The sequence below is a fragment of the Acidovorax sp. CCYZU-2555 genome, from assembly GCF_018413525.1.
GTDB lineage: Bacteria > Pseudomonadota > Gammaproteobacteria > Burkholderiales > Burkholderiaceae_C > Comamonas.
This window is the reverse complement of the sequence record NZ_JAHCDD010000010.1, coordinates 73,417-100,334: the sequence shown is the minus strand read 5'-3', so window position 1 is coordinate 100,334 and position 26,918 is coordinate 73,417. Positions and strand designations below refer to the sequence as shown.

23 protein-coding genes are annotated in these 26,918 nt (G+C 65.1%); 15 read left to right on the top strand and 8 right to left on the bottom strand.

The genetic code is table 11. The features are described 5' to 3' along the window. Positions 1 to 423 (top strand): recombination regulator RecX (recX, locus tag KHY18_RS05510; RefSeq protein ID WP_213295272.1); only part of this gene is annotated, 423 nt, incomplete at its 5' end. Between the two features lie 133 nt (positions 424 to 556). Here recX and argC read toward each other — a convergent pair. Continuing rightward, positions 557 to 1,489, bottom strand: coding sequence for an N-acetyl-gamma-glutamyl-phosphate reductase (gene argC / locus KHY18_RS05505; RefSeq protein ID WP_213295265.1), 933 nt, complete (start codon positions 1,487 to 1,489; stop codon positions 557 to 559). A 193-nt stretch (positions 1,490 to 1,682) separates the two neighbouring features. Between argC and sucC the strand changes: the two genes are divergently transcribed. The 7 genes from sucC (at position 1,683) to KHY18_RS05470 (ending at position 7,987) form a co-directional block, all read left to right on the top strand. Then, the gene (gene sucC / locus KHY18_RS05500) at positions 1,683 to 2,843 is read left to right on the top strand and encodes an ADP-forming succinate--CoA ligase subunit beta (RefSeq protein ID WP_213295257.1); all 1,161 of its coding nucleotides are present in this window, start codon (positions 1,683 to 1,685) and stop codon (positions 2,841 to 2,843) included. A 20-nt stretch (positions 2,844 to 2,863) separates the two neighbouring features. Continuing rightward, positions 2,864 to 3,757, top strand: coding sequence for a succinate--CoA ligase subunit alpha (gene sucD / locus KHY18_RS05495; protein ID WP_213295253.1), 894 nt, complete (start codon positions 2,864 to 2,866; stop codon positions 3,755 to 3,757). Between the two features lie 228 nt (positions 3,758 to 3,985). Then, positions 3,986 to 4,798 carry a Stp1/IreP family PP2C-type Ser/Thr phosphatase gene (locus KHY18_RS05490; RefSeq protein WP_349630253.1) on the top strand — a complete coding sequence of 271 codons (813 nt, stop codon included), beginning with the start codon at positions 3,986 to 3,988 and terminating at the stop codon, positions 4,796 to 4,798. A 119-nt stretch (positions 4,799 to 4,917) separates the two neighbouring features. Beyond that, a complete protein-coding gene (locus KHY18_RS05485) occupies positions 4,918 to 5,538 on the top strand; it encodes an FHA domain-containing protein (protein WP_213295248.1) in 621 nt (206 codons plus the stop codon). 187 nt (positions 5,539 to 5,725) lie between these two features. After that, positions 5,726 to 6,295 carry a pilin gene (locus tag KHY18_RS05480; protein WP_213295245.1) on the top strand — a complete coding sequence of 190 codons (570 nt, stop codon included), beginning with the start codon at positions 5,726 to 5,728 and terminating at the stop codon, positions 6,293 to 6,295. A 68-nt stretch (positions 6,296 to 6,363) separates the two neighbouring features. Further along, complete coding sequence (locus KHY18_RS05475; RefSeq protein WP_213295238.1) at positions 6,364 to 7,143, top strand: hypothetical protein; 780 nt, start codon at positions 6,364 to 6,366, stop codon at positions 7,141 to 7,143. Positions 7,144 to 7,438: 295 nt separating this feature from the next. Continuing rightward, positions 7,439 to 7,987, top strand: a complete 549-nt coding sequence (locus KHY18_RS05470; RefSeq protein WP_213295235.1) for a pilin — start codon at positions 7,439 to 7,441, stop codon at positions 7,985 to 7,987. 220 nt (positions 7,988 to 8,207) lie between these two features. Here KHY18_RS05470 and moaC read toward each other — a convergent pair whose 3' ends face one another. Further along, a complete protein-coding gene (moaC, locus tag KHY18_RS05465; RefSeq protein ID WP_213295232.1) occupies positions 8,208 to 8,687 on the bottom strand; it encodes a cyclic pyranopterin monophosphate synthase MoaC in 480 nt (159 codons plus the stop codon). Positions 8,688 to 8,811: 124 nt separating this feature from the next. Between moaC and KHY18_RS05460 the strand changes: the two genes are divergently transcribed. Then, positions 8,812 to 10,350: a M48 family metalloprotease gene (locus tag KHY18_RS05460; protein WP_213295229.1), complete on the top strand. Its 1,539-nt coding sequence runs from the start codon at positions 8,812 to 8,814 to the stop codon at positions 10,348 to 10,350. On the opposite strand, the gene KHY18_RS05455 is transcribed toward KHY18_RS05460, so the two are convergent. The 3 genes from KHY18_RS05455 to KHY18_RS05445 form a co-directional block, all read right to left on the bottom strand. Further along, a complete protein-coding gene (locus KHY18_RS05455) occupies positions 10,324 to 10,671 on the bottom strand; it encodes a phage holin family protein (protein WP_213295225.1) in 348 nt (115 codons plus the stop codon). The two genes, KHY18_RS05460 and KHY18_RS05455, sit on opposite strands and share 27 nt — an antisense overlap. A 56-nt stretch (positions 10,672 to 10,727) precedes the next feature. Continuing rightward, positions 10,728 to 11,171: a hypothetical protein gene (locus tag KHY18_RS05450; RefSeq protein ID WP_213295222.1), complete on the bottom strand. Its 444-nt coding sequence runs from the start codon at positions 11,169 to 11,171 to the stop codon at positions 10,728 to 10,730. A gap of 109 nt (positions 11,172 to 11,280) precedes the next feature. Next, positions 11,281 to 12,021 (bottom strand): TerC family protein, encoded by a 741-nt coding sequence (locus KHY18_RS05445; protein ID WP_213295218.1) that lies wholly within the window; start codon positions 12,019 to 12,021, stop codon positions 11,281 to 11,283. Positions 12,022 to 12,471: 450 nt separating this feature from the next. On the opposite strand from KHY18_RS05445, the gene KHY18_RS05440 reads away from it, so the two are divergent. After that, the gene (locus KHY18_RS05440; protein ID WP_213295217.1) at positions 12,472 to 12,891 is read left to right on the top strand and encodes a DUF3717 domain-containing protein; all 420 of its coding nucleotides are present in this window, start codon (positions 12,472 to 12,474) and stop codon (positions 12,889 to 12,891) included. Positions 12,892 to 12,900: 9 nt separating this feature from the next. Here the strand turns inward: KHY18_RS05440 and KHY18_RS05435 are convergent, their stop codons facing one another. Both KHY18_RS05435 and purB read right to left on the bottom strand, forming a co-directional pair. Next, positions 12,901 to 13,461, bottom strand: a complete 561-nt coding sequence (locus KHY18_RS05435; protein WP_213295215.1) for a YaeQ family protein — start codon at positions 13,459 to 13,461, stop codon at positions 12,901 to 12,903. A gap of 216 nt (positions 13,462 to 13,677) precedes the next feature. Then, positions 13,678 to 15,057, bottom strand: coding sequence for an adenylosuccinate lyase (gene purB, locus KHY18_RS05430; RefSeq protein ID WP_213295213.1), 1,380 nt, complete (start codon positions 15,055 to 15,057; stop codon positions 13,678 to 13,680). A gap of 102 nt (positions 15,058 to 15,159) precedes the next feature. Here purB and KHY18_RS05425 point away from each other — a divergent pair, with 102 nt between their 5' ends. Continuing rightward, positions 15,160 to 15,780: a glutathione S-transferase family protein gene (locus KHY18_RS05425; protein WP_213295210.1), complete on the top strand. Its 621-nt coding sequence runs from the start codon at positions 15,160 to 15,162 to the stop codon at positions 15,778 to 15,780. Between the two features lie 393 nt (positions 15,781 to 16,173). On the opposite strand, the gene glnE is transcribed toward KHY18_RS05425, so the two are convergent. Beyond that, positions 16,174 to 18,966 carry a bifunctional [glutamate--ammonia ligase]-adenylyl-L-tyrosine phosphorylase/[glutamate--ammonia-ligase] adenylyltransferase gene (gene glnE / locus KHY18_RS05420; RefSeq protein WP_213295206.1) on the bottom strand — a complete coding sequence of 931 codons (2,793 nt, stop codon included), beginning with the start codon at positions 18,964 to 18,966 and terminating at the stop codon, positions 16,174 to 16,176. Between the two features lie 109 nt (positions 18,967 to 19,075). On the opposite strand from glnE, the gene KHY18_RS05415 reads away from it, so the two are divergent. The 4 genes from KHY18_RS05415 to KHY18_RS05400 are packed head-to-tail and all read left to right on the top strand — an operon-like array spanning position 19,076 to position 26,759. Then, on the top strand, positions 19,076 to 23,191 hold the full coding sequence (locus KHY18_RS05415) for a YhdP family protein (protein ID WP_213295196.1): 4,116 nt from the start codon (positions 19,076 to 19,078) through the stop codon (positions 23,189 to 23,191). Then, positions 23,188 to 24,003, top strand: coding sequence for a carbon-nitrogen hydrolase family protein (locus KHY18_RS05410; protein WP_213295194.1), 816 nt, complete (start codon positions 23,188 to 23,190; stop codon positions 24,001 to 24,003). Before KHY18_RS05415 ends, KHY18_RS05410 begins: the two co-directional genes overlap by 4 nt. A gap of 10 nt (positions 24,004 to 24,013) precedes the next feature. Further along, positions 24,014 to 26,125 (top strand): PAS domain S-box protein, encoded by a 2,112-nt coding sequence (locus KHY18_RS05405; RefSeq protein WP_213295193.1) that lies wholly within the window; start codon positions 24,014 to 24,016, stop codon positions 26,123 to 26,125. A 4-nt stretch (positions 26,126 to 26,129) separates the two neighbouring features. Further along, a complete protein-coding gene (locus KHY18_RS05400; RefSeq protein ID WP_213295192.1) occupies positions 26,130 to 26,759 on the top strand; it encodes a response regulator transcription factor in 630 nt (209 codons plus the stop codon). Positions 26,760 to 26,918: the final 159 nt, after the last annotated feature.

Sequence of the window (26,918 nt, the reverse complement as noted above, 5' to 3'; positions counted from 1 at the left end):
CGTGCGCTGCGCCTGCTCGCGCAGCGTGAACACTCCAGGCTCGAGCTCGAACGCAAGCTCGCGAGCCATGTCGCCGAAGGCGACGACCTGACGGCCGTGCTCGACGAGCTCGAAGCCAAGAACTTCATCAACCCCGAACGCGTTGCACAGTCTGTTGCCTACCGCCGCGGCAGCAAGCTGGGCACGGCGCGCGTGGTCCAGGAAATGCGCAGCAAGGGTTTGGACGACGACACCGTGCGCGCCGCCACGCAGGAACTGCGCGCCACCGAATGGCAGCGCGCCTGCGTCATCTGGCGCCAGCGCTTTGGCGCGCCGGCCGACACGCCACAGGAAAAGCTCAAGCAGATGCGTTTTCTGGCGAGCCGCGGGTTCTCGGGCGATGTGGTGCGCAAGGTGGTGGCGGGGCAGGTGCCGGAGGAATAGCGCTGCAGCTGCACTAAGCAAACGGCACTTCGACAAGCTCAGTGCGAACGGGGGAAAACCGTTGGCACAGCGTGACGCATGGCCACGAAATCCCGTTCGTGGTGAGCTCGCGCGGCCTATCGGCCGCGCCCCCTCAAACTCCCAGCATCAACTGCAGGTTCTGCACCGCCGCGCCGCTCGCGCCCTTGCCCAGATTGTCGAGGCGGGCGATCAGCACTGCGTGGCGGTATTGCTCATTGGCGAACACGCGCAGTTCGAGCTTGTTGGTATTGGCCAGCGTGTCGGCGGCGAGCTTGCCGTCGTCGGTGGGCGGCAGCACCGACACCCATTGCTCGGGCGTCGCGGTGCGCGCGTAGTGGCTGGCCAGCGCGTCGTGCAGATCGGCGGCCTTGGGCGCGCCGGGCAGCAGGTCGAGATGCAGGGGCAATTGCACCAGCATGCCCTGGGCGAAGTTGCCCACGGCGGGAATGAACAGCGGGCGGCGTGTGAGGCCGGTGAAGCGCTGGATTTCAGCGATGTGCTTGTGCGCCAGGCCCAATGCATAGGCCTCATACGGCGCGGCGGTGCCGGCCTCGTAGGCTTCGATCATGGGGCGGCCGCCGCCGGTATAACCCGACACCGAAGGCAGGCTTACCGCGAAGTCTGCGGGCACCAGGCCGGCGTCGACCAGCGGGCGCAGCAGCGCAATCGCGCCGGTGGCGTAGCAGCCGGGGTTGGAGACGCGCGTCGCGTTCTTCACGGCTTCGAGCTGGCCTTCGCACAGCTCGGGGAAGCCATAGACCCAGCCCGGCGCGGTGCGGTGGGCCGTGGACGCATCGATGATCTTGATGACGCGGCCGGTCTCCTGGGCGATGGCATCGACCATGGCCACGGTTTCGCGCGCGGCGTCGTCGTGCAGGCACAGGATCACCAGGTCCACGCCAGCGACCAGCGCGCGCTTGGCGGCAGGATCCTTGCGCAGTTCGGGGGCAATGCTGATCAGTTCGACACCAGGCATTGCCTGCAGTCTTTCGCGGATCTGCAGACCCGTGGTGCCGGCTTCGCCGTCGATGAAGACTTTGGACATGGAAAAACTCCTGCAATCGTTACCAGCCCTGCACTACACGCGCAGCACTAAAGCCAGTATATGGGTTAGTAGTTTTACACCAGGGATGGTGCATCGCAGCATGATACATTCCCGGATTGCCATGTCCCACGCCCGCGGCCAGACAGCATTATGGCAACCGGGTAAACCACCATTCCTGAGAGAGAGACAGCTCATGAAGATTCATGAATATCAAGGCAAGGAAATCTTGCGTACGTTCGGCGTGCCCGTTCCGCGCGGCATTCCTGCATTCACAGTACAAGAAGCCGTCGAAGCGGCTCAAAAGCTCGGCGGCCCAGTATGGGTCGTGAAAGCCCAGATCCACGCGGGTGGCCGCGGCAAGGGCGGCGGCGTCAAGGTCGCCAAGACCATTGAAGATGTCAAGCGCATTGCCGGCGAAATCCTCGGCATGCAACTCGTGACGCACCAGACCGGCCCCGAAGGCCAGAAGGTCCGCCGCCTGTACATCGAAGACGGCGCTGACATCCAGCAAGAATACTACCTGTCGGCAGTGACCGACCGTGCCACGCAAAAGGTGGCGTTCATTGCCTCCAGCGAAGGCGGCATGGACATCGAGGAAGTGGCTCACTCCACTCCCGAGAAGATCATCACCGTGATGGTCGACCCCCTGCAAGGTTTCACCCAGGCCAATGGCGAAGAACTCGCCAAGGGCATCGGCATGCCTGCGGATTCGGTGGCATCGTTCATCGACATCTGCCAGAAGGTCTACAAGTGCTACATGGACACCGACGCTTCGCTGGTTGAAATCAACCCGCTGAACCGTGACGGCAAGGGCACCATCACCGCCCTGGACGCGAAGTTCAACTTCGATCCCAACGCGCTGTTCCGCCACCCCGAAATCGTTGCCTTCCGCGACCTGGACGAAGAAGATCCAGCCGAAGTCGAAGCCTCGAAGTTCGATCTGGCCTACATCTCGCTCGACGGCAACATCGGCTGCCTGGTCAACGGCGCTGGCCTGGCCATGGCGACCATGGACACCATCAAGCTGTTCGGCGGCGAACCGGCCAACTTCCTGGACGTGGGCGGCGGCGCCACTCCCGAGAAGGTCACCGAAGCCTTCAAGATCATGCTGAAGAACCCCAAGGTCGAAGGCATTCTGGTCAACATCTTCGGCGGCATCATGAAGTGCGACACCATCGCCACGGGCGTGATCACGGCTTGCAAGGCCGTGAACCTGCAAGTGCCTCTGGTGGTTCGCATGAAGGGCACGAACGAAGTGCTGGGCAAGAAGATGCTGGCCGAGTCCGGTCTGCCCATCATCTCGGCCGACACCATGGCTGAAGCTGCCACCAAGATTGTCGAAGCCGTCAAGTAATAGACCCTGGAGAGAGCAACATGTCGATCTATATCAACAAAGACACCAAAGTCATCACCCAGGGCATCACCGGCAAGACAGGCCAGTTCCACACTGAAAAGTGCCAGGAATACGCGAACGGCAAGAATGCCTTCGTCGCGGGCGTGAACCCCAAGAAGGCCGGCGAGTCGATCTTCAACATCCCAATCTACGGTTCCGTCAAGGAAGCTGCACACCAAACCGGCGCTACCGTGTCGGTGATCTACGTGCCGCCCGCTGGCGCCGCTGCCGCGATCTGGGAAGCCGTCGAAGCCGACCTGGACCTGGCGATCTGCATCACCGAAGGCATTCCAGTCCGTGACATGCTCGAAGTGCGCAACCGCATGAAGGCCAAGGAAGCCGCTGGTGGCAAGCGCACGCTGCTGCTGGGCCCCAACTGCCCCGGTCTGATCACGCCTGACGAGATCAAGATCGGCATCATGCCCGGTCACATCCACAAGAAGGGCCGCATCGGCGTGGTCTCGCGCTCCGGCACGCTGACCTATGAAGCCGTCGCTCAACTGACCGAACTGGGCATTGGCCAGTCGTCGGCTGTCGGCATTGGTGGCGACCCCATCAACGGCCTCAAGCACATCGACGTGATGCAGGCTTTCAACGACGATCCGGACACCGACGCCGTGATCATGATCGGTGAAATCGGCGGACCCGATGAAGCCGAAGCCGCCATGTGGTGCAAGGCCAACATGAAGAAGCCAATCGTCGGCTTCATCGCTGGCGTGACCGCTCCCGCAGGCAAGCGCATGGGCCACGCCGGCGCGCTGATCTCCGGTGGTGCCGACACGGCCGATGCCAAGCTCGCCATCATGGAAGAGTGCGGCTTCACGATCACCCGCAACCCGTCGGAAATGGCGCGTCTGCTCAAGGGCCTGATCTGATTCCCAGCGCTTGACGCTCACCCTCGGGCCGCGCTCTCGCAGCGCAGCCCGCGGGACACAAAGGATGGATGCTTTTCGCGCTGCAATGGCGCGCAGGGCACCATCCTTTTTTTCATGGGGCGCGGTACGATGTGCCCCAATAGCCAAAGGGTCATTACGCCCCCGGGACAATCCTCGGGTACGCCCTCCCCTGATGCGTCCTTTCTTGCCTTCCTTACCCATCTGCCCGTGCTCCTGCGCTTTTGCCGTCCCTCCCCGCCACGGCCACAGTGGCGCTACGCATTTGCGCAGCGCAGCGACGCGGGCATGGTGCGGCCCAACAATGAAGACGCAGTACACGTAGAGGTGGAGGCCGCCTGGTCCGTGGCGGTGCTCGCCGACGGCATGGGCGGCTACCGGGCGGGAGAAGTCGCGAGCGCGCTCGCGGTGCAATGCATCACGCAATCGCTGCAGCGCAGCGCGCTGAAATCGGCGACGAAAAACCAGCGGCCGCGCATGGCAGTGGTGCACCGCGCGCTCGAACATTGCGTGCAGGCGGCAAACACTTCGGTGCGTGCCCATGCGCGCGAACATGCCGATTGCCAAGGCATGGGCGCCACCGTCGTCGCGGCGGTATTCATGCAGGACCGGCTGGTCCTGGCCCACCTCGGCGATTCGCGCGCCTATCTGTGGCGTCGCGGCACGCTGACACAACTCACCAGCGACCATTCCTGGCTGCAGGAACAGATCGACGCCGGCCAGATCAGCGCAGACGCGGCGGCCCAGTCCGGACTGGGCCATCTGGTCACGCGCGCACTGGGAGTCTCGGAGCGCGCGCGGCCCTCGCTGCACGAACAGGCACTCGAAGCCGGCGACCGTATCCTGCTGTGCTCCGACGGTCTCAGCGACATGCTGCCTGAAAGCGACATCGCGGCGCTGCTGGCCACGCCCGAGCCACTGACCCGCCAGGCCGAGCAGCTGATCGCGCGCGCCAACGCGCTGGGCGGGCATGACAACATCAGCGTCATTCTTGCCAGCGTGGAGCCCGCGCCCGCGGACTGATCCCCAAGCCGCATCCAGGCGCGTCGCGCGGCCGGCGGCTACGGAAAAAACCCTCTAAACTCCCGTGTTGCCTGCCTTCACCCAAGGCTGCGCACCCATCACCCGCAGGAGTCCCGTGCATGCCCAGCCTGGTCATTTCAATTGACGGAACCATCATCAAGGAAGTCGCGCTGACCAAGGAGCGCACCACGCTCGGGCGCAGGCCATACAACGACATCGTCATCAGCAACCTCGCCGTCAGCGGCGAGCACGCGCTGCTGCATTGCGCGGACGGCCGCGTCTCCATCGAAGACCTGCAGAGCACCAATGGCACCTACGTGAACCAGCAGCGCATCACGCGCCAGGAACTGCAGCATGGCGACCAGCTGCATATCGGCCAATACCAACTGAGCCTGCAGTTCACGTCGCAGGAATATGCCGCCTGGGCCGCCGCGGCCGCGGCCGCCCAACCCGCCTGCCTGCGCATCGACGGCGACGCAGCGCGTGAAGTCCCGCTGGTCAAACCCGTGACCACACTGGGCAAACCCGGCGTGGCCGTGGCCGCGATCACGCGCAAGGCCGCAGGCTTTACCGTCACCCGCACCGAAGGCGCGGACGGCAGCCTGCGCCTCAACGGCCTGGCCGTGGGCCCCGAGGCCAGACCGCTGCAGCACGGCGATCTCATCGAGCTCGCGGGCACGCGCCTGCACTTTCTGCTGGCCCAGGCGAACGCCTCGGAGACTTCGCCAGAGCAGACCTGACATCTTTTGGCAAAGTCGCGCTCGAATGACAACTTTGTCATACGCTTGCGGCAAACTTGTCAGAAAATGTTTGTACGTCGCTGGATTTGCAACCAACCCCCTTGCAGCGGCGCAGGACAGATCACCCAAACGCATTGGCACGACAATTGCTAATGCTGGTTACCTAATTTTTTACTCAGGAGCTTTCATGAAGCGCACTATCCAGCAAGGTTTTACCTTGATCGAACTGATGATCGTTGTGGCGATCATTGGTATTTTGGCTGCCGTGGCACTGCCGGCTTATCAGGATTACACGACACGTGCGCGGGTCACTGAAGGTATTGGTTTGGCGACTGCGGCAAAGACGGCAGTATCCGACACCTTCTCAAGTGTCAACACTGGTGCTGTTGGTGCTTATGCTGGCGTTGGCGCACAAGCCGCAGTTGCTCCAGGCACTGCCGTTTATGGTTATGAATACACAGCCGGCACTAATGTCGTCCGCATTGCAATCGCAGGCATTGCCAACGTGGCCGCACCTGCAGCCGGCGAAGGCGCTGTTACAGTCACTTATGGCGGGCAAGTTGCTGCTGCGCTGAATGACACTGTCGTTCTGACCCCTGGCAGCGGTGTTTTGATCAACGCTGGTCGACCTTCTGCTCCCATGGTTGCAGGCTCGCCTGTGGTCTGGGGCTGTGGTATTAACACCCCCGCATCTTACAAATACGTCCCAGCAAACTGCCGCTTTGATCCCGATGTCGCCAGCATCGCAGCGCCCTGATCATTAAATGCAGATTACAAAGAGGACCACAGTGTGGTCCTCTTTTTTATTCGCGCACACTTATCGAAATGAAAAAGCATAAAGCAAATGAAAGAATAAAGGTAGCAGCGGCACATGCGGCACTTTCACTTATTATCGCCATAGGGATTTCAGCCATTGTTTTCAAAGTCTGGTTTCCTCGGGAAATTTCCGAGATTACCGGCAGCACTTCGCTCTATTGGCTGGTCATCTCCATGGACGTTTTATGCGGTCCTCTGCTCCTGCTTTTTATCTGGAATCCCGAGAAGTCTCGCCGGGCATTGCTCACCGATGCGACCATTGTCGCGGCAATCCAGTTAACCGCCCTCGCCTATGGTGTCTGGACCATCCATCAGATTCGGCCAGTTTATATTGTTTTTGAAATTGACCGTCTGCGAATGATAAATGCCACGGAAGTCGATTCCGACGATTTGAGAAAAGCACCCGACCGCTGGAGAAAACTCCCTTCCCTGGGTCCACAGTTGATAAGCACTCGCACACCCAAGGACAGCGCCGAAATGTTGCGCAGCATTGACTTATCCCTGGCTGGCAAGGAGCCTTCAGTACGACCAGAAATGTGGGAAGAGTATGCGTCCGCCAAAGAGAGGATTCGCGCGGCCAGCAGAACCCTGCCCGAACTGCTTGCGGTCTATCCGGACATGCAGACGGCAATCACCCAGCTTGCGGAAAAATTCAATGTACCTTATTCATCGGTAATTTGGCTTCCACTTACCAGCGTGCGTTCCATGGATTGGATTGCATTGATCGACTCCCGAAATATGGAGCCTTTCACCTATCTCCCGGGCGACGGATTCATTCCGCGCAAATAAATATCTTTAAGCACAGGCCGTTCAACCTTCGACAGGCTCAGGGCGAACGGGATAACCGTTTGTGGTGAGCCTGTCGAACCATGAACGGCGGGTTCTCGTGGCATGCTGCATGCCTTGCACCAGCAATAAGACTCGTCGTTTTATCTGGTTCAGAACGACCATTCGGGCAGTATTTTGTGAGACGTTGAAATATTGTAAAACCCACAGCCACTTCCTCTCATCCATTTATCATCGGGCAATTCCCCGCCGAAATGCATGAGGCCATGGGCGAGAAGTCTTTAATCAGGAGCTTTCAATGAAACGCACTCTACAGCAAGGTTTCACGTTGATCGAATTGATGGTAGTCGTGGCAATCATTGGAATTTTGGCAGCCGTGGCTTTGCCGGCGTACCAGGATTACGTCGTGCGCACGCGCGTCAGCGAAGGGCTGGGGTTGGCGACGGCTGCCAAAACCGCTGTGGCAGATACCTTCTCGACCGTGACGACCGCAGGGGTTGCGGACTATGCGGGCACAGGTGCCTCCACTGCACCCAGTGCAGCCTTGGCCTCCTATAACTACGAATACACGGCAGGCACCCAGGTAGCGTCGATTGCCATTGCCGGCATTCCTGTATTGGCAACGCCCGTCATGGGAAATGGGCGCATCACAATCACCTATGCCGGCCAAACCGCCATGGCATTGGGCGCGCCCATCTTGCTCACGCCTGGCAGCGGCACTGTGACCAACTCGGCGCTACCTTCCAGTCCTATGCGCTCAGCTGAACCGATTGTCTGGGGCTGCGGCATTGCCACCGTGGCGGCATTCAAATATGTGCCGGCAAATTGTCGCTACCTGGTGCCGTGATGCGCTCGGGAATCTGGATCCGATTCCGGGCCCAGAACAAACGGGAGACAACGTCATTTATCTCTGGCGCTCGCGCCACCCAAGGCCCATGCAACCGACATGTTCCAGCCCGGGGGCACCGAGCAAGGGCCGCCCCGCAGCGATGGTGCCGTGCCTGGCCGGCCGCCCCCCTCCACCGTAGGTTGAGAGGGGGAAGCCGCGTAGCGGCTCAGGGGGTGCTTCAGGTGATCTGCCACGACCCCGACTTCCCCCCATGCTTCTCCAGCACGCGCACCCCGGTCATGGTCATCCCCCGGTCCGCGGCCTTGCACATGTCGTAGATCGTCAGCAGCGCGATCTGCACCGCCGTCAAAGCTTCCATTTCAACGCCGGTAGGCCCAACGGTTTCAACCGTGGCGCGGCATTGCACGGCGTTCTCTGAGGCAAGCAATTCAAAATCGACGGCCACGCGCGTCAACGCCAGCGGGTGGCATAGCGGAATCAAATCGCTGGTCTTCTTCGCGGCCATGATGCCTGCGATGCGGGCAATGCCCAGCACATCGCCTTTCTTGGCGCTGCCCGAGGCGATCAGGGCCAGCGTTGCGGGCAGCATGATGATGCGGCCTTCGGCAACGGCGATGCGATGGGTTGCGGCTTTGGCGGCGACGTCGACCATGTGGGCCTGGCCCTGGGCGTCGAAATGGGTGAGAGGAGAAGTCATGGTGTGGGTGCGGGCCGCGCGCTGGACGCGTGTCCGACGGAACGTTAAAGTCAATCAAGGCATCATAGTGGGGTGTACCACTGCCACCGCCGGCTGGTTCGGCGATGCCCCCAGGTTCCAAACAATGCCTTTTTACCGACAAAACCCCTTGCGCGCGCTGCTCGCACTGGCCATGGCCGGTGCCACGCTGCTGCCTCTTCCGCTTGCGGCCCAGTTGCAGTTGCCCACGCTGGGCGACGGCGCGAGCATCACCACCAGCGACGAGCGGCGCATGGGCGACCGCATCATCCGCTCGCTGTACCGCGACCCCGACTACCTTGAAGATGCCCCGCTGCAGGAGTATGTCGAAGGCATCTGGAAGCCTTTGCTGGCCGCGGCGCGCGCGCGCGGCGAGCTGTCGCCCGAGCTCGATGAACGCTTTGCCTGGCAGATCCTGCTGGGCCGCGACCGCTCGGTGAATGCGTTTGCGCTGCCGGGCGGTTACTTCGGCGTGCACCTCGGGCTGATCGGCGTGGTCGGCACGCGCGATGAACTCGCTTCGGTGCTGGCGCATGAATTGAGCCATGTGAGCCAGCGGCATATCGCGCGCATGATCGCCGGGCAAAGCCGGCATACGCCGCTGATGATCGCCTCGATGATCCTGGGTGCGCTCGCCGCCTCCAAGAGCCCCGACGCGGCCCAGGCGCTGATGATAGGCGGCCAGGCGGCGATGGTGCAGAACCAGCTCAACTTCTCGCGCGACATGGAGCGCGAAGCCGACCGCATGGGCTACAGCCTGATGGCGCCCGCGGGGTTTTCGGCCCAGGGCATGGTCGGCATGTTCGACAAGCTGCAGCAGGCCAACCGGCTCAACGACAACGGCAGCTGGCCCTACCTGCGCAGCCATCCGCTGACCAGCGAACGCATTTCCGACATGCAGTCACGGCTGCCCGCGGGCCAGGTGCAGGCCCAGCCCGCGCCGTCGCTCGAACACGGCATGATGGCGGCGCGTGCTCGCGTGCTGTCGCGCCCCGGCGTGGATGTGCTGCGCCAATGGGCGCGCCTGCCCGAATCCAGCGGCTTTGCGGCCCAGCCCCAGGGCCAGCGCGTGGCGGCCCTGTATGCGGCAGTGCTCGCGCATATTCAGCTGCAGGACTATGGGCCTGCACGCGCCGGTTTGCCGGCGCTCACGCAGGCGCTGGCAGGCGACGCCGCAGGCATGCGCCAGCTGAGCTTGCTCGCCGCTGAACTCGAACTCGCCGCGGGTCAGCCGCAGGCGGCGCTGCAGGCACTGACTCCGGTGATTGAAATCGACGACAAGGCCGACAAGCCTTCGCGGCCGGTGTTGCTGCTGCGCACGCAGATCCTGCTGCGCCTGGGTCAGGCGCAAAGCATGGCGAGCCCGCTGCAGACCTGGGTCACGCTGTATCCGCGCGATGCCGCGGCATGGCAGGCGATCGCACAGGTGTGGCAGGCACAGAGCCAGCCTTTGCGCGCGCTGCGCGCCGAAGGCGAAGCCCAGGCCGCGCACTACGACTATGCGGCGGCGGTGGACCGTTTCCGCGCCGGCCAGGAACTCGCGCGCCGCGGCGGCACGCAGAACGACCACTTCGAGGCGTCGATCATCGACACCCGGCTGCGCGCGACGCAGGAGCTTTTAAGGGAACAGACGGCGGAGCGCTGAATCGATGACCAGGCCCAGCGCCGAGTAGATCAGCGAGCCCAGAAAGGCCGCGCCAAAGCCGCTGACCTGTATGCCGTCGAGCACGCTGGCCGCGGCCCAGAACATCAGCGCGTTGACGACGAACAGGAACAGCCCCAGCGTCAGCAGCGTGACCGGCAGCGTCAACACCACCAGCACCGGCCGGACCACGGCATTGAGCAGGCCGATGACCAGGGCCGCGATCATCGCCGAGCCGAAGCTGCTGATTTCCACGCCACCGTAGATTGCCGCCACGGCAAGCAGCGCGGCGGCGTAGAGGAACCATTGGATGAGAAGTTTCATGCTGCCAGCATAGCAGCGCGGGCTTCAGGTCGCACCCCATCCAGGGGGGCCTGCCATCAAGCGATGGCTTCGCCCAATGTCCACGCCAGCAGGCTGCCTATGCCCGCGATCAGGCCCGATGGACCCCAGCGCTGCGGCGCCGGCTCTTCGCGCTTGGGGCGGCGCGCGTCGACGACCTGCACCTGGCCATAGGTCTGCTGCAATTCGGCCAGCAACTCAGGCAAGGGCTGGCGCGCCAGCAGCTGCGTCACATCGGCCTGCGCCTCGGGTCGCTGCAGGCTGGGTGCGAGCTGGGCAAACAGCTTGTCGGCCCATTGGTTGCGCCAGTTTTCCCGGCTGCGGTGACTGGCCCACTTGCTTGCGCGGTGGGTGATGCGCGGTGCGCAGGCGACCAGCAGCCAGCGGGGATTGGTCGCCTCGAACGAGGTCGCCAACGACGTGAGCAGCGGCAATGCGTGGGACGCATCGTCGACGTAGACAATGAAGGTAGTGCGGTTCAAGAGAACTCCGGTCTGGCTGCGCCAATGAAAAAGGCAGGCCTGGAAGGGCCTGCCTTGGCAAGAAAAAGGCTTGCGGCGCCGGCTTGAGCCTGCCGCAAACCCTGCCACATCAGGCGTGACCGGAGCCGTGGGCGGCCTTGGGCTTGCGCGAAGCGACGTACTTGCCGATGGCCAGCACCAGCAGCGCACCCACGACCTGGGCACCGTACTGCAGAACCTTGGTCTGCTCGAGCTTGGGCATCCACAGCCATTTTTCGGTGTTGGCGAAGACCGGGTCGGAGACCAGCATGCCGCCGGCGATCCAGCCCAGCAGCATGCCGCCGGCCGTGATGATCATGGGGAAGCGGTCCATCAGCGTGATGACCAGCTGCGAGCCCCAGACGATGATCGGGATCGAGATCAGCAGACCCAGCGTCACCAGCAGCATCTGGTGTTCGCCCGAGCTTTGTGCGGCACCGGCGATGGCGATCACGTTGTCGACGCTCATCACCAGATCAGCGACGATGATGGTCTTGATCGCGGCCAGCAGCTTGTCGCTGCCCTGGATGCCGTCGTGCGCGTCTTCATCGGGAGCAAGCAGCTTGATACCGATCCAGACCAGCAGGATTGCGCCGACAAACTTCAGGAACGGCAGTGCCAGCAGCGTCATCGCGAAAGCGATCAGGATCACGCGCAGGATGATGGCACCCGCCGTGCCCCAGATGATGCCCTTGCGGCGCTGCTCCGCCGGCAGCTTGCGGCAGGCCAGTGCGATTACCACCGCGTTATCACCACCGAGCAGAATGTCGATGATGATGATCTGTCCCAGTGCAATCCAGAACGGCGTATGCGTGAGGAAGTCCAAATCCATAAAAACCTCGTAGTCGAATGCCATAAAGCGGCAGGAACCCAAGGGCGCCAAGCCCTGAATGGATTCCCCCGCGTCGGAAGGAAGCGGATGCGCGAACTCTCAAGCACTTTCCTGCGACAGCCAGAACCAGGAAGCTGGGCCGAAGGGAAATGCTTTGACAGACCATCACACCGGTCTCTCAAAGGTCTTGCTCGGCACCGTTTTGCACGGAACCCGGGAGGCCGGAAGCTTGCGCTTCGTATTGACGACCTCCACGCACCTGCGATGTACCGGCACTGCCGAACACCGCATGAGAGCTACTCCCCTTCGAAGCTCGAGATTTGAACACATTTGGCGACGTTTTCGGCATAAACCTGTTTTTTTGCCGGAGACCTGCAAGCCAAAAGCCATGGCGGCGTCGCGCCGATGACACGGCGCTTATCATCCAGGGCCGCATTGTTACCACCCCCCATGGCAGGCATCCACATCACCGACATCGAGGCAGCCATCAACTATTGGCGCCACAAGAAGCCGTCTCCTGACGGCGTACTGCTCGCACCCGAGGCGCGGGCGCTGGCCGATGTGTATGCGCTGATGATCTTCCGCCATGCCAGCGAAGTCGACGCCGCCGAGGTGCCTTCGCATGCCCAGGCCGCGTGGCTCGCCTGGTACGACACCACGCCCGACACCCCCTGCATCGCGATCTGCTCGACCAGCCAGGGCGACAACCTCTGCAAAGGCTGCGGCCGCACCTTCGAGGAAGTGCAGCTGTGGCCGGGGTTCGACCCGGTGGAAAAACGCACCGTCTGGCGGCGCATCACTATCGAAAACAACGCCTGGCGCTTCAACCGCTATGCGGAGCGCGCGGCAGAAAACAGGCCGGGGCGCTGAGCGGCCGGCTTACTTCCAGCGAATCGGCTCGACCACCACGCTGCCCAGCTTGCTGCTGAGCGTGATGCTGCCTTCCTGGATCGTCGCCTGCAGTTGCATGCTGCGTTCTGCGAGCTGGGCCAGTTCGGGACCGGCTTCGGAGGGCAGGCGCCAGACCTGCAGCTTGGGCAGGCGGCTGAACTTGCTCTCGATGCCGCGCCACCAGACGTCGGCCGAATGGCTGAACGGGTACAGCAGCACCTGGTCCGACTTGCTGCAGGCCTTGGCGATGGGCTTGTCTTCGGGCTGGCCAACTTCGATCCACAGGCGCTTGCGGCCCGTGTAGTCGGTCAACGAGACATCCGGGTCTTCGGGATCGGACAGGCCGGCGCCAAACGCCAGCGTGGCATCGCCATTGCACAGGTCGTTGAGCTGGTGGGCGTTGAGCGCCAGCGCGATCAGGCGCGCCATCATGCGGTCGTCGGTCTCGCTGGGGTGGCGGGCCAGGGTCAGCGCATGGTCGGCGTAGTAGCCGTGGTCGATGTCGGCAATCTGGAGATTGGCCTTGAAGATGGTGGATTTGAGGGCCATGGGCGGGGAGCTCGGAAAAAAGAAAAGATTCCACAAGGGAATCAAAAGCAGGAGCTGCAGCTGACTGCGTCAGTTACGCCCTAAAACGCCCTTCGACGGGCCCGCCCAGGCAGGCTTAGGGCGAACGGAGTGCGTGGGCTTGACGCCTCTTCATCCTTCGTCCCGAGCCTGCCAAGGCGGTGCCGCCCAAGAAATGGACGGACCAGGCAGCGCCTGTTAAACCCGGCGGGCGAGTTCGGCGGCCTTGCCGACGTAGGACGCGGGCGTCATCGCCAGCAGACGGTCCTTGTCGGCCTGGGGGATTTCCAGGCCGTTGATCAGGCGGTGCAGGTCTTCGGCCTGCACGGTCTTGCCGCGTGTGACTTCCTTGAGCTTCTCGTACGCGCCCTGCACGCCATAACGGCGCATGACGGTCTGGATGGGCTCAGCCAGCACTTCCCAGGCGTTGTCCAGGTCTTCGGCAAGCTTCTCTTCGTTGAGTTCGAGCTTGTTCAGGCCGGTCATCAGCGAGGTGTAGGCCAGCGTGGCATAGCCCAGCGCGACGCCGATGTTGCGCAGCACCGTCGAATCGGTCAGGTCACGCTGCCAGCGGCTCACGGGCAGCTTTTCGGACAGGTGCTTGAGCACGGCATTGGCCAGGCCCAGGTTGCCTTCGGCGTTCTCGAAGTCGATGGGGTTGACCTTGTGCGGCATGGTCGACGAACCGATTTCGCCGGCCTTCAGGCGCTGCTTGAAGTAGCCCAGCGAGACGTAGCCCCAGATGTCGCGCGACAGGTCGATCAGGATGGTGTCGGCGCGCGCCACGGCGTCGAACAGCTCGGCCATGTAGTCGTGCGGCTCGATCTGGATCGAGTAAGGCTGGAAAGTCAGGCCCAGGCCGTTGGGTTCGGGGCTTTCGATGACTTTCTTGCTGAACGCTTCCCAGTCGAATTCGGGCCAGGCGGACAGATGGGCGTTGTAGTTGCCCACGGCGCCGTTCATCTTGCCCAGGATCTTGACGCTGGCGATGCGATCGACGGCGGCTTGCAGGCGCACCACGACGTTGGCCATTTCCTTGCCGACGGTGGTCGGGCTCGCGGTCTGGCCGTGGGTGCGGCTGAGCATGGGCACATCAGCGTACTGGTGGGCCATTTCGCGCAGCTTGAGCACGATGCGGTCCAGCGCGGGCAGCACGACCATGTCGCGGCCGACGCGCAGTTGCAGCGCGTGGCTGGTGTTGTTGATGTCTTCGCTGGTGCAGGCGAAGTGCACGAATTCAGAGGCTTTCTCGAGTTCGGGACGGGCTTCGAACTTGGACTTGATCCAGTACTCCACGGCCTTGACGTCGTGGTTGGTGGTCTTTTCGATGTCCTTGATGGCTTCGGCATCGGCTTCGCTGAAGTTCTTCACCAGACCCAGCAGGTATGCGCGCGCGCCGATGGACAGCGGCTGGAATTCTTCGAATCCCGCGTCGGAGAGGGCGATAAACCAGGCAATCTCCACCTGCACACGGCGGTGCATGTAACCCTGTTCGCTCATGATCGGGCGCAGGGCGGAGAGTTTCGCGGCGTAACGGCCGTCGAGCGGAGAGAGGGCGGAAATGGTGGACAGGCTCATGCCCCCAATTGTAGGTGGCCGCTAAAGCCCATGCCGCGCATGGCTGCCGATAGAATCATCCAGCCGGCACTTGCCGGGTCCCGCGCCATGGAAGTGTTCCCTATGAAATTGATCGGTACCACCAGCAGTCCCTACGTACGCAAAGTGCGCATCGTGATGGCCGAGAAAAAACTCGATTACCAGTTTGAGATCGACAACGTCTGGGGCGCCGACGCCGCGGTCAGCGCCAGCAACCCGCTGGGCAAGGTCCCCCGTCTGATGATCGAAGGCCATGAATTGGCACTCGTCGACTCGCGCGTGATCGTCGAATACCTCGATACGCTGTCGCCCGTGGGCAAGCTGCTGCCGCCCAGCGGCCGCGAGCGCGCCGACGTCAAGACCTGGGAAGCACTGGCCGACGGCCTGCTCGATGCCGGCGTGCTCGCCCGCCTCGAAGCCACCTGGCCCGGCCGCAGCGACGGCGAACGCAGCCAGGCCTGGATAGACCGCCAGCTGGGCAAGGTCGATGCGAGCCTGCAGGCGATGTCGAAGGCCCTGGGCGACAAGCCGTTTTGCTGCGGCATCCACATGACGCTGGCCGACATCGCCACGGGCTGCGCGCTCGGCTGGCTGGCGTTCCGCTTCCCGCAGCTCACATGGCGCGAAGACCATCCCAACCTCGCACGACTGGCCGACAAGCTGGCCCAGCGCGTGAGCTTCAAGGACACCGTGCCCGTGGCCTGAACCCGCGCCAAAGCAAAAAAATGGCCTCCTTGCGGAGGCCATTTTTCATGGAAGAAAAAAGTTGCGAAGCATCCCGAAACGAATAAAGAGAGGGAGGGAGGAGAAGCGCTTCAGGGGGGCTTCAAGGATCGCGTCCTCGAAGGCTTCGCAACAGTAAAAGGTTTGTTGCACCGGGCATACACCCGTGCACCGTCATAGTGATTGAGGATAAGTCTGCGCCAAAGTTCAAACCAACGCAGCCCAAAAACTGTAACCAAACGCTAATACTTTTCTGGCTTCCTCACGCCGACCCAGTGCCTCCTATGCCTGGACTGAGAGTCGCCCAAAGGCGGCAAGGAGACGCCCAAAGAAAGGGCGGCAGTAAGGTAACTGCCGACGATTTAACGTTTGTTTTCAAATATGGGCGGTGAGCCCGGGCGCCAGATCGCCGCTGTCGGCCGTGCCGAACACCGCGCGCCACAGGACCAGCACCGCATCGCGATGGGCCACGGCCGTCTGCAGGTCGACCTGACCGGTGGATTCATCGAGTCGCGCCTTGTGCTGGATGCGGCGCAGCGCGCGGTAGGCGTCGGCCGCGGCCAGGCCGACGCCAGGCGGCAGCAGGCCCGCGGCCTCGGCGTGCCGCAGCAGCGTGATGTTGCCGATGTTGATCAACAGCTGCGGATGCTCGCGCGAGCACAGCAGCACCAGATACTGCACGGCGAACTCCGCATCGACCATGCCCCCGGGGCTGTGCTTGACGTCGAACAACTGGCCGCGCACCGGATGGGCGGCACGCACCCGCGCGCGCATGGCGACGATTTCGGCGCGCAGCAGCTCGGGGTTGCGCGGCGCGGAAATCACGGCTTCGCGCACCGCGTCGAAACGCTCGCGCAGGGAATCGCTGCCCAGCACGAAGCGCGCGCGCGTCATGGCCTGGTGTTCCCAGGTCCAGGCGGTATTGCTGCCGCGCTGCTGCTGGTATTTCGCATAGGCGTCGAAACCCGTGACCAGCAGGCCCGAGCTGCCGTTGGGGCGCAGCGCGGTGTCTATCTCGAACAGGTCGCCTTCGCCGGTCTTCACGGTGAGCCAGTTGATCAGCTTGCGCACGAAGGCCGCATAGACCTCGGGGGCGCGCTCGTCGTCGTCGTCGAAGACAAACACGATGTCGAGGTCGCTGCCATAGCCCAGCTCCTTGCCGCCGAGCTTGCCGTAGCCAATGATGCCGAACTGTGGCTCCTCGCGGTGACGGCCTTTGAGGCGCGACCAGCACCATTGGCCGGTGACGCGCAGCACGCTGTCGGCCAACGCGCTCAGGTCGTCGGCGACCTGCTCGACCGTGATCCGGCCTTCGACATCGCGCGCCAGCGTGCGGAAGATTTCCGCATGGTGGGCACGACGCAGCAAATTGAGCAGGGTTTCGTCATCGTCTTCGCCCGTGGTCTGCAGCGAGGTCAGGCGCAGCGCGAGTTCGCGCTCGAAATCGGCGGCGACGAAGCGGTCGGTCAGCAAGGCATCGCTGGCCAGCTCGTCGATCACGCCCGGGTGCTGCAGCAGATAGCGCGCCGGCCAGCGCGCCGCGCCCAGCAGGTGCAGCAGCCGCTCGTGCACGGCGGGCCGCTCGAGCAGCAGCGCCAGATAGCTTTCGCGCCGCAGCAGCGGCTCCAGCCAGTTGATCAGGCGCACGGCGGCGTCCTCGCCGACGCTGCCGTCGGCGACCCACTGCGCGGTGCGCTGCACCAGGCGGAACAGCCGCGCGCGGGTTTCCTCGCGCAGGCTGGTGACGCGCGGGTGGTCGCGCCACTCGGCGACGCGCGCCGACAGCTGGGGCGGCATCTGCGTCAACAGGTCTTCGATTTCCTGCGGCGTGGCCACGGTCAGCGAGCGCGGGCCGCTGCACTGGCCGTTGCTGCACTGCGGCGGCGCATTGCCGCCGAGCAGCGTGTCGAACTCTTCGGCGACCAGCTCGCGGTGGGCGTCGAGCTGGTGCAGGAAGCGGCTGCAGTCGGGATAGCCCATGGTCTGGGCGATCCACAGCAAATCGTCGTCGCGCGTGGGCAACACATGGGTCTGCTGGTCGTCGAGGTACTGGATGCGGTGCTCGACCTGGCGCAAAAAGGTATAGGCCTGGGTCAGCGCTTCGGCGGTTTCGGCCGACATCAGGCCCGAGCGCGCCAGGCGCTGCAGGGCCTCCAGCGTGGGCCGGCAGCGCAGTTCGGGAAACTGTCCGCCGCGCACCACCTGCAGCAGCTGCACGGTGAATTCGATTTCACGGATGCCGCCGCGCGACAGCTTGACGTCGTTGGCGCGGCCCGGATGACCGGCGCTGCGCTTGGCCGCGTGTTCGCGGATCTGGCGGTGCAGCGAGCGCAGCGCGTCGAACACGCTGTAGTCGAGGTAACGGCGAAACACGAAAGGCAGCACCACGCCGCGCAGCGCCTGCACTTCGGGCGAGCGCAGACTGTCGCGCGGCGCGACCACGCGGCTCTTGAGCCAGGCGAAACGCTCCCACTCACGGCCCTGGGTCTGCAGGTACTCCTCGAGCGCGGCCAGCGACACCGCCGGCGGTCCGGAATTGCCGTTGGGCCGCAGCGCCAGGTCGACGCGGAACACGAAGCCGTGTTCGGTGACTTCGCCGATCAGCGCATAGATGCCCTTGACCGCGCGGCCGAAATATTCGTGATTGGACAGACGCCCGCGGCCGTCGGGCAGGCCCGCGGTGTCGCCTTCGTGCTCATAGACATAGATCAGGTCGATGTCGCTGGACACGTTGAGCTCGCGCGCACCGAACTTGCCCATGCCGATGATCCACAGCTGCACCGGCTGGCCTTCGGGGCCCGTGGGCGCGCCATGGCGGCTGTCGAGATCGGCCCGCACCTGGATGCAGGCCCGGTCCAGCGCCACTTCGGCCAGCTGGGTCACGGCCTGGGTGATCACCGCCAGCGGCGCCTGCTGCGCGCAGTCGAGCTGCAGCAGCCGTTCCATCACCAGTTGACGCAGCACGCGCAGCGCGGCCGACAGGTCCAGCCCCTGGCGGAACAAGGCGTCGAGCGCCTGTTCCATGCCCGCGCGCTGCGGCACGCCTTCGGGGAAAAGCCCTAGTTCCTCGGCATAACGTCGGTGTAAACGTTGGTAAAAACGGGAGTGCTCGAGGCGGGAGTGGGCCTCGGGGGCGAGCTCGGAAGGAGAATAGTCAACGGTCTGCATGCGCAATACAGGAATAACGATGGACCGGCTGCCAACCCTCTGATCCCCCGGGATCCGCACCTTTGCGGTCCCCAGCGGGTCATAATTCCTGGCACTGACCTGCCCACCAATGATCGAACCTCAACCGCACCCCTCACGCCTGCTCCATTGGATGGCCGGCGTCGCGCGGTGGTCACTGGGCTTGCTGCTGGCCTTCTGGCTGCTGCTTGCCACCGTGTGGGGGGTGCTCCATGGATTCATTGTGCCGCGAATCAGCGAGTACCGTCCGCAGCTCGAAAGCCTGGCCGCGCGCACCCTGGGGGTACCCGTGCGCATAGGCTCGATCACGGCGCGCAGCGAAGGCCTGATGCCGGTCATGGAGCTGGGCCAGGTGGCGCTGCTCGATGCGCGCGGCCAGCCGGCGCTGGAGCTGCCGCGGGTGGTGGTGGCGGTGTCGCCGCGCTCGCTGCTGCGCTTCGGTGTGGAGCAGCTTTACATCGAGGCCCCGCTGCTGGAGGCGCGGCGCGACCGCGCAGGCCAGCTGTGGATTGCGGGCCTGCCCTTGCCCGCGGCCAGCGACGGCGACAGTCAGGGCGCCGACTGGCTGTTCTCCCAGACCGAGATCGCGATCCGCGGCGGCCAGCTGCGCTGGACCGATGAACTGCGCCAGGCGCCGCCGCTGTCGCTGAAAAACCTCGATCTCGTGGTGCGCAACAAGGGCTGGCGCCACCAGGTGCGGCTCGATGCCACGCCCGACAGCGAATGGGGCGCGCGTTTCACGCTGTCCGCGCAGTTCCGCCAACCGCTGCTGTCGACCCACGCGGGCAACTGGCGGCGCTGGAACGGCCAGGCCTACGCCGACTTCGCACAGCTCGACGTCGCGCGCCTGGGCCAATACATCGATTTGCAGGGCGCGAGCGTCTCCCAGGGCCGCGGCGCGCTGCGCGCCTGGGTCGACGTGCAGCGCGGGCAAATCCAGCAGGTCACGACCGATCTGGTGCTCAGCGCGGTCGAAACCCGGCTGCGGCCCGATTTGCCGCCGCTCGCGCTGCGCGCGCTGCAGGGGCGGCTGATCGTCGCGCGCCTGCCCGGCGGTTATGCGCTCAACGGCCAGTCACTGGCCTTCGAGACCGGCGACGGCCTGCGCTGGCCCGCCAGCCAGTTCTCGCTGCGCCACAGCCAGGCCGATGCCGCGGCCGCCGAACTCGGCGCGCTGGGCGAGCAAGGCGAGCTGCGCTTCGAGCAATTCGACCTGGGAATAGCCGCCCAGCTCGCGAGCCGCCTGCCCATCGCCGATGCCGCGCGCGACCGGCTGCAGGCGCTGGCGCCGCGCGGCCGGGTCAAGGCGCTGCAGGCCAGCTGGCGCGGGCCCATCGACAAGCCGCTGCAGTATGAAATGAGCGGCGAAGTCGAGGACCTCGCGCTGGCCGACCAACCCGCGGCCAAGGGCACGGGCGTTCCCGGCGTCGAAGGCCTGCAGGCGAAGTTCTCGCTCAACCAGCTGGGCGGCTCGGCCCAGCTCGGCATGACAGGCGGCGCGCTTCGCCTGCCCGGCGTGTTTGAAGAGCCGGTCGTGCCGCTGGACCACCTGAGCGGAGCGCTGCGCTGGCAGTTGCAGGGCGAGCAGATCGAAATCCAGGCCAGCGACATGCGCTTTTCGAATGCCGACGCCGAAGGCCAGGCCCAGGCGACCTGGCATACCGGCCGCGACGCGGCCACGCGCTTTCCCGGCGTGCTCGCGCTCACGGGGACGCTGCGCAATGCCGACGGCAGCCGCGTGCACCGCTATCTGCCGCTCGAAATCCCGGCCGACGCGCGCCACTATGTGCGCGACAGCGTGCAAAGCGGGCGCGCCAGCCGCGTGCAATTCAAGGTCGAGGGCGATCTGAAAAAGCTGCCGTTCGAGCACGGCGAAGGCGAGTTCCGGATTGCCGCCGATGTGCATGATGTGAACTATGTCTACGTGCCGACGGCGCTGCAGTCCGCGGGCGACAAACCCTGGCCCGCGCTGACCCAGCTGTCGGGCGAACTGGTGTTCGACCGCTCCTCTATGGTGGTGCGCAACGCCCAGGGCCGCGTCGCCGGCCACCCACGGCTGCAGTTGCAGCAGGTGGAGGCCCGCATTCCCAACCTGTCGCACACGCGCGTCGAGGTCAAGGCACGCGCCCAGGGCGAACTCGCCGAAATGCTGGGCTTTGTGGCCAACTCGCCCGTGGCCGACTTCACGCAACAGCTGCTCGACCATTCCCAGGGCAGCGGCGCGGCGCAGCTGCAGCTGCAGCTGGACCTGCCCATAGACCACCTCGAACAGTCCAAGGTCCAGGGCAGCGTCGCGCTGGCCGGCAACAGCCTGCGGCTGATGCCCGAAGTACCGCTGCTGAGCCAGATTCGCGGCAACGTGCAGTTTTCAGACACCGGTTTTGCGCTGTCGGGCGTGCAGGCGCAGGCGCTAGGCGGGCCGGTGCGCTTCGAAGGCGGCCTGCAGGTGCTGCCCGCATCGGCGCCGCTGGGCCAGTCGCCGCTGGCGCTGCGCGCCACCGGCACGGCCAGCGCCGAAGGGCTGCGTGCGGCGCCCGAACTGGGCATGCTGACCGATATCGCGCGCGCCGCCCAGGGCCAGGCCGACTACGTGCTGGACCTGGGCGCGCGCCGCGGCACGCCCGAAATCACCATCACCAGCAACCTGCAGGGCCTGGCGCTCGATTTGCCCAGCCCGCTGGGCAAGGCGGCGACGGCGAGCGTGCCGCTGCGCTTCGCGCACACGCTGGCGCCGTCCGCGGTCTTGCCGGTCAGCGCCAGCAAAACCGATCTGCCGCCGCTGCACGACGAAATCGCGCTGCAATGGGGCGAGCTGGCCAGCCTGCGCTACCTGCGCGATGCGGGCACTTCGCCGGCGAAAGTGCTCAGCGGCACGCTGGCCATTGGCAACCCCATGCCGGCGATCGACATGCCGGCACGCGGCGTGCATGCCCAGGTGGCGCTCGCGGCCGTCGACATCGACGCCTGGCAGCAGGCCTTGCAGCGCCTGACCGCGGCCGAGCCCGCGGCAGCGGCCGAAACCGCTGCGCCGCCCGCTTCGGGCGTGTCATTGCAAAGCTATCTGCCGGACACCGCGACGCTCAGCGCCCAGACCTTCACGGCCAGCGGCCGCACGCTGCATGAGCTCAGTGCGCGCGGCACGCGCAACGGCGGCCTGTGGAACGCGAGCGTCGAGGCGCGCGAACTCAGCGGCCAGATCGAATACCGTGAAGGCCATGCCGCCGACCCCGCGGGCCAGGTCTATGCGCGGCTGACGCGACTGGCGGTGCCGAAAAGCGCGGCCGGCGCGGTCGACTCGCTGCTGACGGCCCAGCCGCGCAGCCTGCCCGCGCTCGACATCGCCGTGGAAGCGCTGGAACTGTTCGGCCGGCCCATGGGGCGGTTTGAAGTCCAGGCGCGCAACCGCGAAAGCCCCAGCAACACGGCGCTGCGCGAATGGCAGCTGACACAGTTCAACATCATCAGCCCCGAAGCCAAACTCCAGGCCAGCGGCAGCTGGGCGCTGCAGCCGGGCCAGCCCGCGCAGCCGCGCACGGCGCTGCGCTTCGCGCTGGACATCGCCGACACGGGCGCGCTGCTGAGCCGCTTTTCCATGCCCGGCGTGATACGCAACGGCCGCGGCCGGCTCGACGGCCAGGTGGCCTGGAACGGCTCGCCGCTGGCGCCCGACTACCACTCGCTCAACGGTCAGATGCACCTCGACATGGCCTCGGGCCAGTTCCTGCAGGCCGAACCCGGTCTGGCAAAACTGCTGGGCGTGCTGAGCCTGCAGGCCCTGCCGCGGCGCCTCACGCTCGATTTCCGCGATGTGTTCAGCAAAGGCTTCAGCTTCGACTTCGTGCGCGGCGACGTGCAGATCGCACAGGGCATTGCGCGCACCAACAACCTGCAGATGAAGGGCGTGAATGCCGCGGTGCTGATGGAAGGCGAGGCCGACATGCACCGCGAAACGCAGAACCTGCATGTGGTGGTCGTTCCCGAGATCAACGCCGGCACGGCCTCGCTGGTCGCCACGGCCATCAACCCGGTCGTGGGCCTGAGCAGCTTTCTGGCGCAAATCCTGCTGCGCGGGCCGCTGATCGCCGCGGCCACCAAGGAATTCCGCATCGACGGCTCCTGGTCCGACCCCCAGGTCAACCCCATCACCTCCAAGTCCGAACCCCGCGCCAGCACCCCGCCCGCCCCCCGAGGAGAAACTCCGCCATGAAAGTCGCCGCCCTGCAAATGGTGTCCACGCCCGACGTGGCCGAAAACCTCGAAGTCGCCTGGCAGCTGCTGCAACAGGCGCGCGACGCGGGCGCCGAGCTCGCGGCCCTGCCCGAGTACTTCTGTGCCATGGGCTTGCGCGACACCGACAAGCTAGGCTACATGGAAGCCTTCGGCCAGGGCCCGATCCAGGAGTTCCTGGCGCGCGCGGCGCGCGAGCTCGACCTGTGGATCGTCGGCGGCACGCTGCCGATCGAAGCCGACGACCCCCAGCATGTGCGCAACACCACGCTGGTGTTCTCGCCCGGCGGCGAATGCGTGGCGCGCTACGACAAGATCCACCTGTTTCGCTACGACAACGGCCGCGAGCGCTACGACGAATCCCAGGTGATCGCCGCCGGGCAGACGCCGGTGCGCCTCGACATCACCGACCGCAGCGGCGAACACTGGCGCCTGGGCCTGAGCATCTGCTACGACCTGCGCTTTCCCGAGCTGTACCGCGCCCATGCGCAGCGCGGCTGCGACCTGCTGCTGGTGCCCAGCGCCTTCACCCACACCACGGGCCAGGCCCACTGGGAAGTGCTGCTGCGCGCGCGGGCGATAGAGAACCAGGCCTATGTGCTCGCGCCGGCCCAGGGCGGCCTGCACCCCAACGGCCGCCAGACCTGGGGCCACAGCATGGCGGTAGACCCGTGGGGCCAGGTGCTGGCCGTGCGCGACCAGGGCCCCGGCCTGGCGCTGGCCCAGCTCGACCGCCAGCACATCGCCCATGTGCGCGCGCAACTGCCCGCCCTGCAACACCGTATCCTGTAATGCCCTGCCGATGAGTGCTCCGACGCCCCCGCCCGACTCGATTTCCTTTCCGGGCTTCCCCGACAGCACGCCGACCGGCGCCGAGCCCGCGCCGCCGCGCTGGCCCTGGCGCCGCTGGCGCAGCGCCTGGCGCCGCTGGTCGCTGTGGACGGTGCTGGTGGTGCTCGTGGTCAGCATGCTCATCACGCTGGTCTGGCTCGCGGGCCGCTACGAGGCCGTGCAGGTGCAGGACCGGCTCGAGCGCGACGCCGCGAATGCGGTCGCCGACGTGCGCGCCGCGCTCAATCGCAATCTGCAGGACCTGCAGGCGCTGAGCGCCCAGTCCAGCGATCCGCAGGAATGGCGCGCGCGCGCCGCCGAAGTGCTGCAGGTGCGGCGCGAGATCCTGCGCATCGAATGGCGTGATTCGCGCGTGCGCCTGCAGTCGTACGCCGAAACCCCTTACCGGCCCATGCAATGGGAAGAGGGCCTGCGCGACGACAGCCAGTCGCACGCCCAGCTGACCTGCGCCAACGCGCGCCGGCTCAACGGCCCTGCGTATTCGCCCAGCTATTTCCAGCTGCTCAACGAAGGCCTGGGCTCGGAAATGATGGAAGTCTGCCTGCCGCTGTCGCACAGCGGCCGGGTCGACGGCTTCATCATCGCCACCTATTCGCTGCAGAGCATTCTGGTCAACCAGGTCAGCAAGAACCTCGCACACAGCCAGGAAGTCTCGTTCACCGAGCCCGACGGCACGCGGCTGGCGCTGGTCGGCGCGGCCTGGCGCGGCACGCGCGTGTTCACCGCCCAGCAGATTCTCGATCTGCCGGGCAATATGCTGGTGCTGCGGCTGGACCACTGGCACCGCGCGCCCAGCGTGTTCCCCAACGTGCTCACGGCCCTGGTCACCACCATGTCGATCGCGCTGGGCACGGTGCTGGTGATTCTGGTGCGCGACAACCGCCGTCGCCTGCGCGCCGAACGCGACCTGGGCGAAGCGCTGGCGTTTCGCAAGGCGATGGAAGACTCGCTGATCACCGGCCTGCGCGCGCGCGACCTCAAGGGCCGCATCAGCTATGTCAACCCGGCGTTCTGCGACATGGTGGGCTTCTCCTCCGAAGAGTTGCTGGGGCTGAACTTCGCGCCGTATTGGCCGCCCGAGCTGTCCGAGGAATACCACCAGCGCCAGCTCAAGCGCCTGGCCGGCAAGGCCCCGCCATCGCGCGAAGGCTATGAATCGGTGTTCATGCGCAAGGACGGCACGCGCTTTCCGGTGCTGATCTTCGAAGCTCCGCTGATCAGCGCGCAGGGCCGGCATACGGGCTGGATGAGCGCCTTCCTCGACATCAGCGAGCAACGCCGCATGGAAGAGCTGTCGCGCGCTTCGCAGGAGCGCCTGCAGGCGACGGCGCGGCTCGCGACCGTGGGCGAAATGGCCTCGCTGCTGAGCCACGAGCTGACCCAGCCGCTGATGACCATCGCCAGCTACGCCACGGGCTCGCTCAACATGCTCGGCCAGCACGACTCCGCCAGCGACAACCCGGCTACGCTGCGCCAGCAATTGCAGGACCTGCGCACCGCGATGCAGCGCATCGCCCACCAGGCCGAACGCGCGGGCCGGGTGATCAAGAGCGTGCGCGACTTCGTGCGCCGTCGCGACCAGTCGCGCGAGCTGGTGCATGCGAGCGAACTGGTCGACGCCGTGCTGCCGCTGGTGCGCATGCAGGCGCGCAAGCTGGGCGTGCGCGTCATCACCCAACTCGACAACGACCTGCCGCCGGTGCTCTGCGACCCGACCATGATCGAGCAGGTGCTGCTCAATCTGGCGCGCAACGGTACCCAGGCCATGGACGGCATGGAAACCCATCCGCGCGAGCTCACGCTGCGCGTGCGCCAGACCACCACCAGCGCGCATGCGAGCTGGCTAGAATTTTCCGTGATCGACTGCGGCAGCGGCATCGATGAAGCCGTGTCCGATCAGCTGTTCACCCCGTTCTTCACCACGCGCGAGGAAGGCATGGGCCTGGGTCTGAGCCTGTGCCGCACCGTGATCGAGCAGCACGGAGGGACGTTGCGCCACAGTGCCAACCTTCCGCGTGGTACGGTATTCAGTTTTACGCTGCCCGCTCCACCTCAGAATTGATCCCATGGAACCCGTACAAAACGCCACCGTCTACATCGTGGACGACGATGCCGATGTGCGCGAAGCCCTGGCATGGCTGCTGCGCTCGCGCCGCCTGCTCAGCGAGTCCTTCGACTGCGCCGAATCGTTTCTGGACATGCTGCAGTCGCAGTCGCCCGCGCGCCACCCGTGCTGCCTGTTGCTCGACATGCGCATGACCGGCATGAGCGGCCTTGCGCTGTTCAACCAACTGCTTGCCGAAGGCCAGCTCGCGGCCATGCCGGTGATCTTTCTCACCGGCCATGCCGACGTGCCCACGGCGGTCGACACCGTCAAGCGCGGCGCCTTCGACTTCTGCGAGAAGCCGTTTTCCGACAATGCGCTGGTCGACCGCATCGAGCAGGCGCTCGCGGCTTCCGACCAGCACCTGACACGCATGCGCGAACGCGACGCCTTGCGCTCGCGCCTGACCGATCTGACCGAGCGCGAACGCGACGTGATGCGCCTGGTCGTCGAAGGCATTCCCAACAAGCTGATCGCCGACCAGCTCGACATCAGCGTGCGCACCGTGGAAGTGCACCGCTCGCGCGTGTTCGACAAGATGCAGGTCAAGTCGGCGGTCGAGCTGGCGAATCTGCTGCGCACGGATATATGAAATCCATGCCCTGGAGTGTCGGGGGGAGAGTGTTTTTCAGTACTTGCCTCGCTCACGGCCTCTGAAACTGGCGCGTCCCAGCAAGGGGGCAGCGAGCAAGGGCAGCCCCGCAGCGAGGCTGCCGTCCCCCTCCACCGAAGGTTGAGAGGGGGAAGCGGC

Excerpts from the sequence above, each read along its gene's own strand:
- argC (WP_213295265.1), bottom strand. The coding sequence starts at position 1,489 with ATGTCCAAAGTCTTCATCGACGGCGAAGCCGGCACCACGGGTCTGCAG.
- sucC (WP_213295257.1), top strand. The coding sequence starts at position 1,683 with ATGAAGATTCATGAATATCAAGGCAAGGAAATCTTGCGTACGTTCGGC.
- sucD (WP_213295253.1), top strand. The coding sequence starts at position 2,864 with ATGTCGATCTATATCAACAAAGACACCAAAGTCATCACCCAGGGCATC.
- KHY18_RS05485 (WP_213295248.1), top strand. The coding sequence starts at position 4,918 with ATGCCCAGCCTGGTCATTTCAATTGACGGAACCATCATCAAGGAAGTC.
- KHY18_RS05480 (WP_213295245.1), top strand. The coding sequence starts at position 5,726 with ATGAAGCGCACTATCCAGCAAGGTTTTACCTTGATCGAACTGATGATC.
- KHY18_RS05475 (WP_213295238.1), top strand. The coding sequence starts at position 6,364 with ATGAAAAAGCATAAAGCAAATGAAAGAATAAAGGTAGCAGCGGCACAT.
- KHY18_RS05470 (WP_213295235.1), top strand. The coding sequence starts at position 7,439 with ATGAAACGCACTCTACAGCAAGGTTTCACGTTGATCGAATTGATGGTA.
- moaC (WP_213295232.1), bottom strand. The coding sequence starts at position 8,687 with ATGACTTCTCCTCTCACCCATTTCGACGCCCAGGGCCAGGCCCACATG.
- KHY18_RS05460 (WP_213295229.1), top strand. The coding sequence starts at position 8,812 with ATGCCTTTTTACCGACAAAACCCCTTGCGCGCGCTGCTCGCACTGGCC.
- KHY18_RS05455 (WP_213295225.1), bottom strand. The coding sequence starts at position 10,671 with ATGAAACTTCTCATCCAATGGTTCCTCTACGCCGCCGCGCTGCTTGCC.
- KHY18_RS05445 (WP_213295218.1), bottom strand. The coding sequence starts at position 12,021 with ATGGATTTGGACTTCCTCACGCATACGCCGTTCTGGATTGCACTGGGA.
- KHY18_RS05440 (WP_213295217.1), top strand. The coding sequence starts at position 12,472 with ATGGCAGGCATCCACATCACCGACATCGAGGCAGCCATCAACTATTGG.
- KHY18_RS05435 (WP_213295215.1), bottom strand. The coding sequence starts at position 13,461 with ATGGCCCTCAAATCCACCATCTTCAAGGCCAATCTCCAGATTGCCGAC.
- purB (WP_213295213.1), bottom strand. The coding sequence starts at position 15,057 with ATGAGCCTGTCCACCATTTCCGCCCTCTCTCCGCTCGACGGCCGTTAC.
- KHY18_RS05425 (WP_213295210.1), top strand. The coding sequence starts at position 15,160 with ATGAAATTGATCGGTACCACCAGCAGTCCCTACGTACGCAAAGTGCGC.
- glnE (WP_213295206.1), bottom strand. The coding sequence starts at position 18,966 with ATGCAGACCGTTGACTATTCTCCTTCCGAGCTCGCCCCCGAGGCCCAC.
- KHY18_RS05415 (WP_213295196.1), top strand. The coding sequence starts at position 19,076 with ATGATCGAACCTCAACCGCACCCCTCACGCCTGCTCCATTGGATGGCC.
- KHY18_RS05410 (WP_213295194.1), top strand. The coding sequence starts at position 23,188 with ATGAAAGTCGCCGCCCTGCAAATGGTGTCCACGCCCGACGTGGCCGAA.
- KHY18_RS05405 (WP_213295193.1), top strand. The coding sequence starts at position 24,014 with ATGAGTGCTCCGACGCCCCCGCCCGACTCGATTTCCTTTCCGGGCTTC.
- KHY18_RS05400 (WP_213295192.1), top strand. The coding sequence starts at position 26,130 with ATGGAACCCGTACAAAACGCCACCGTCTACATCGTGGACGACGATGCC.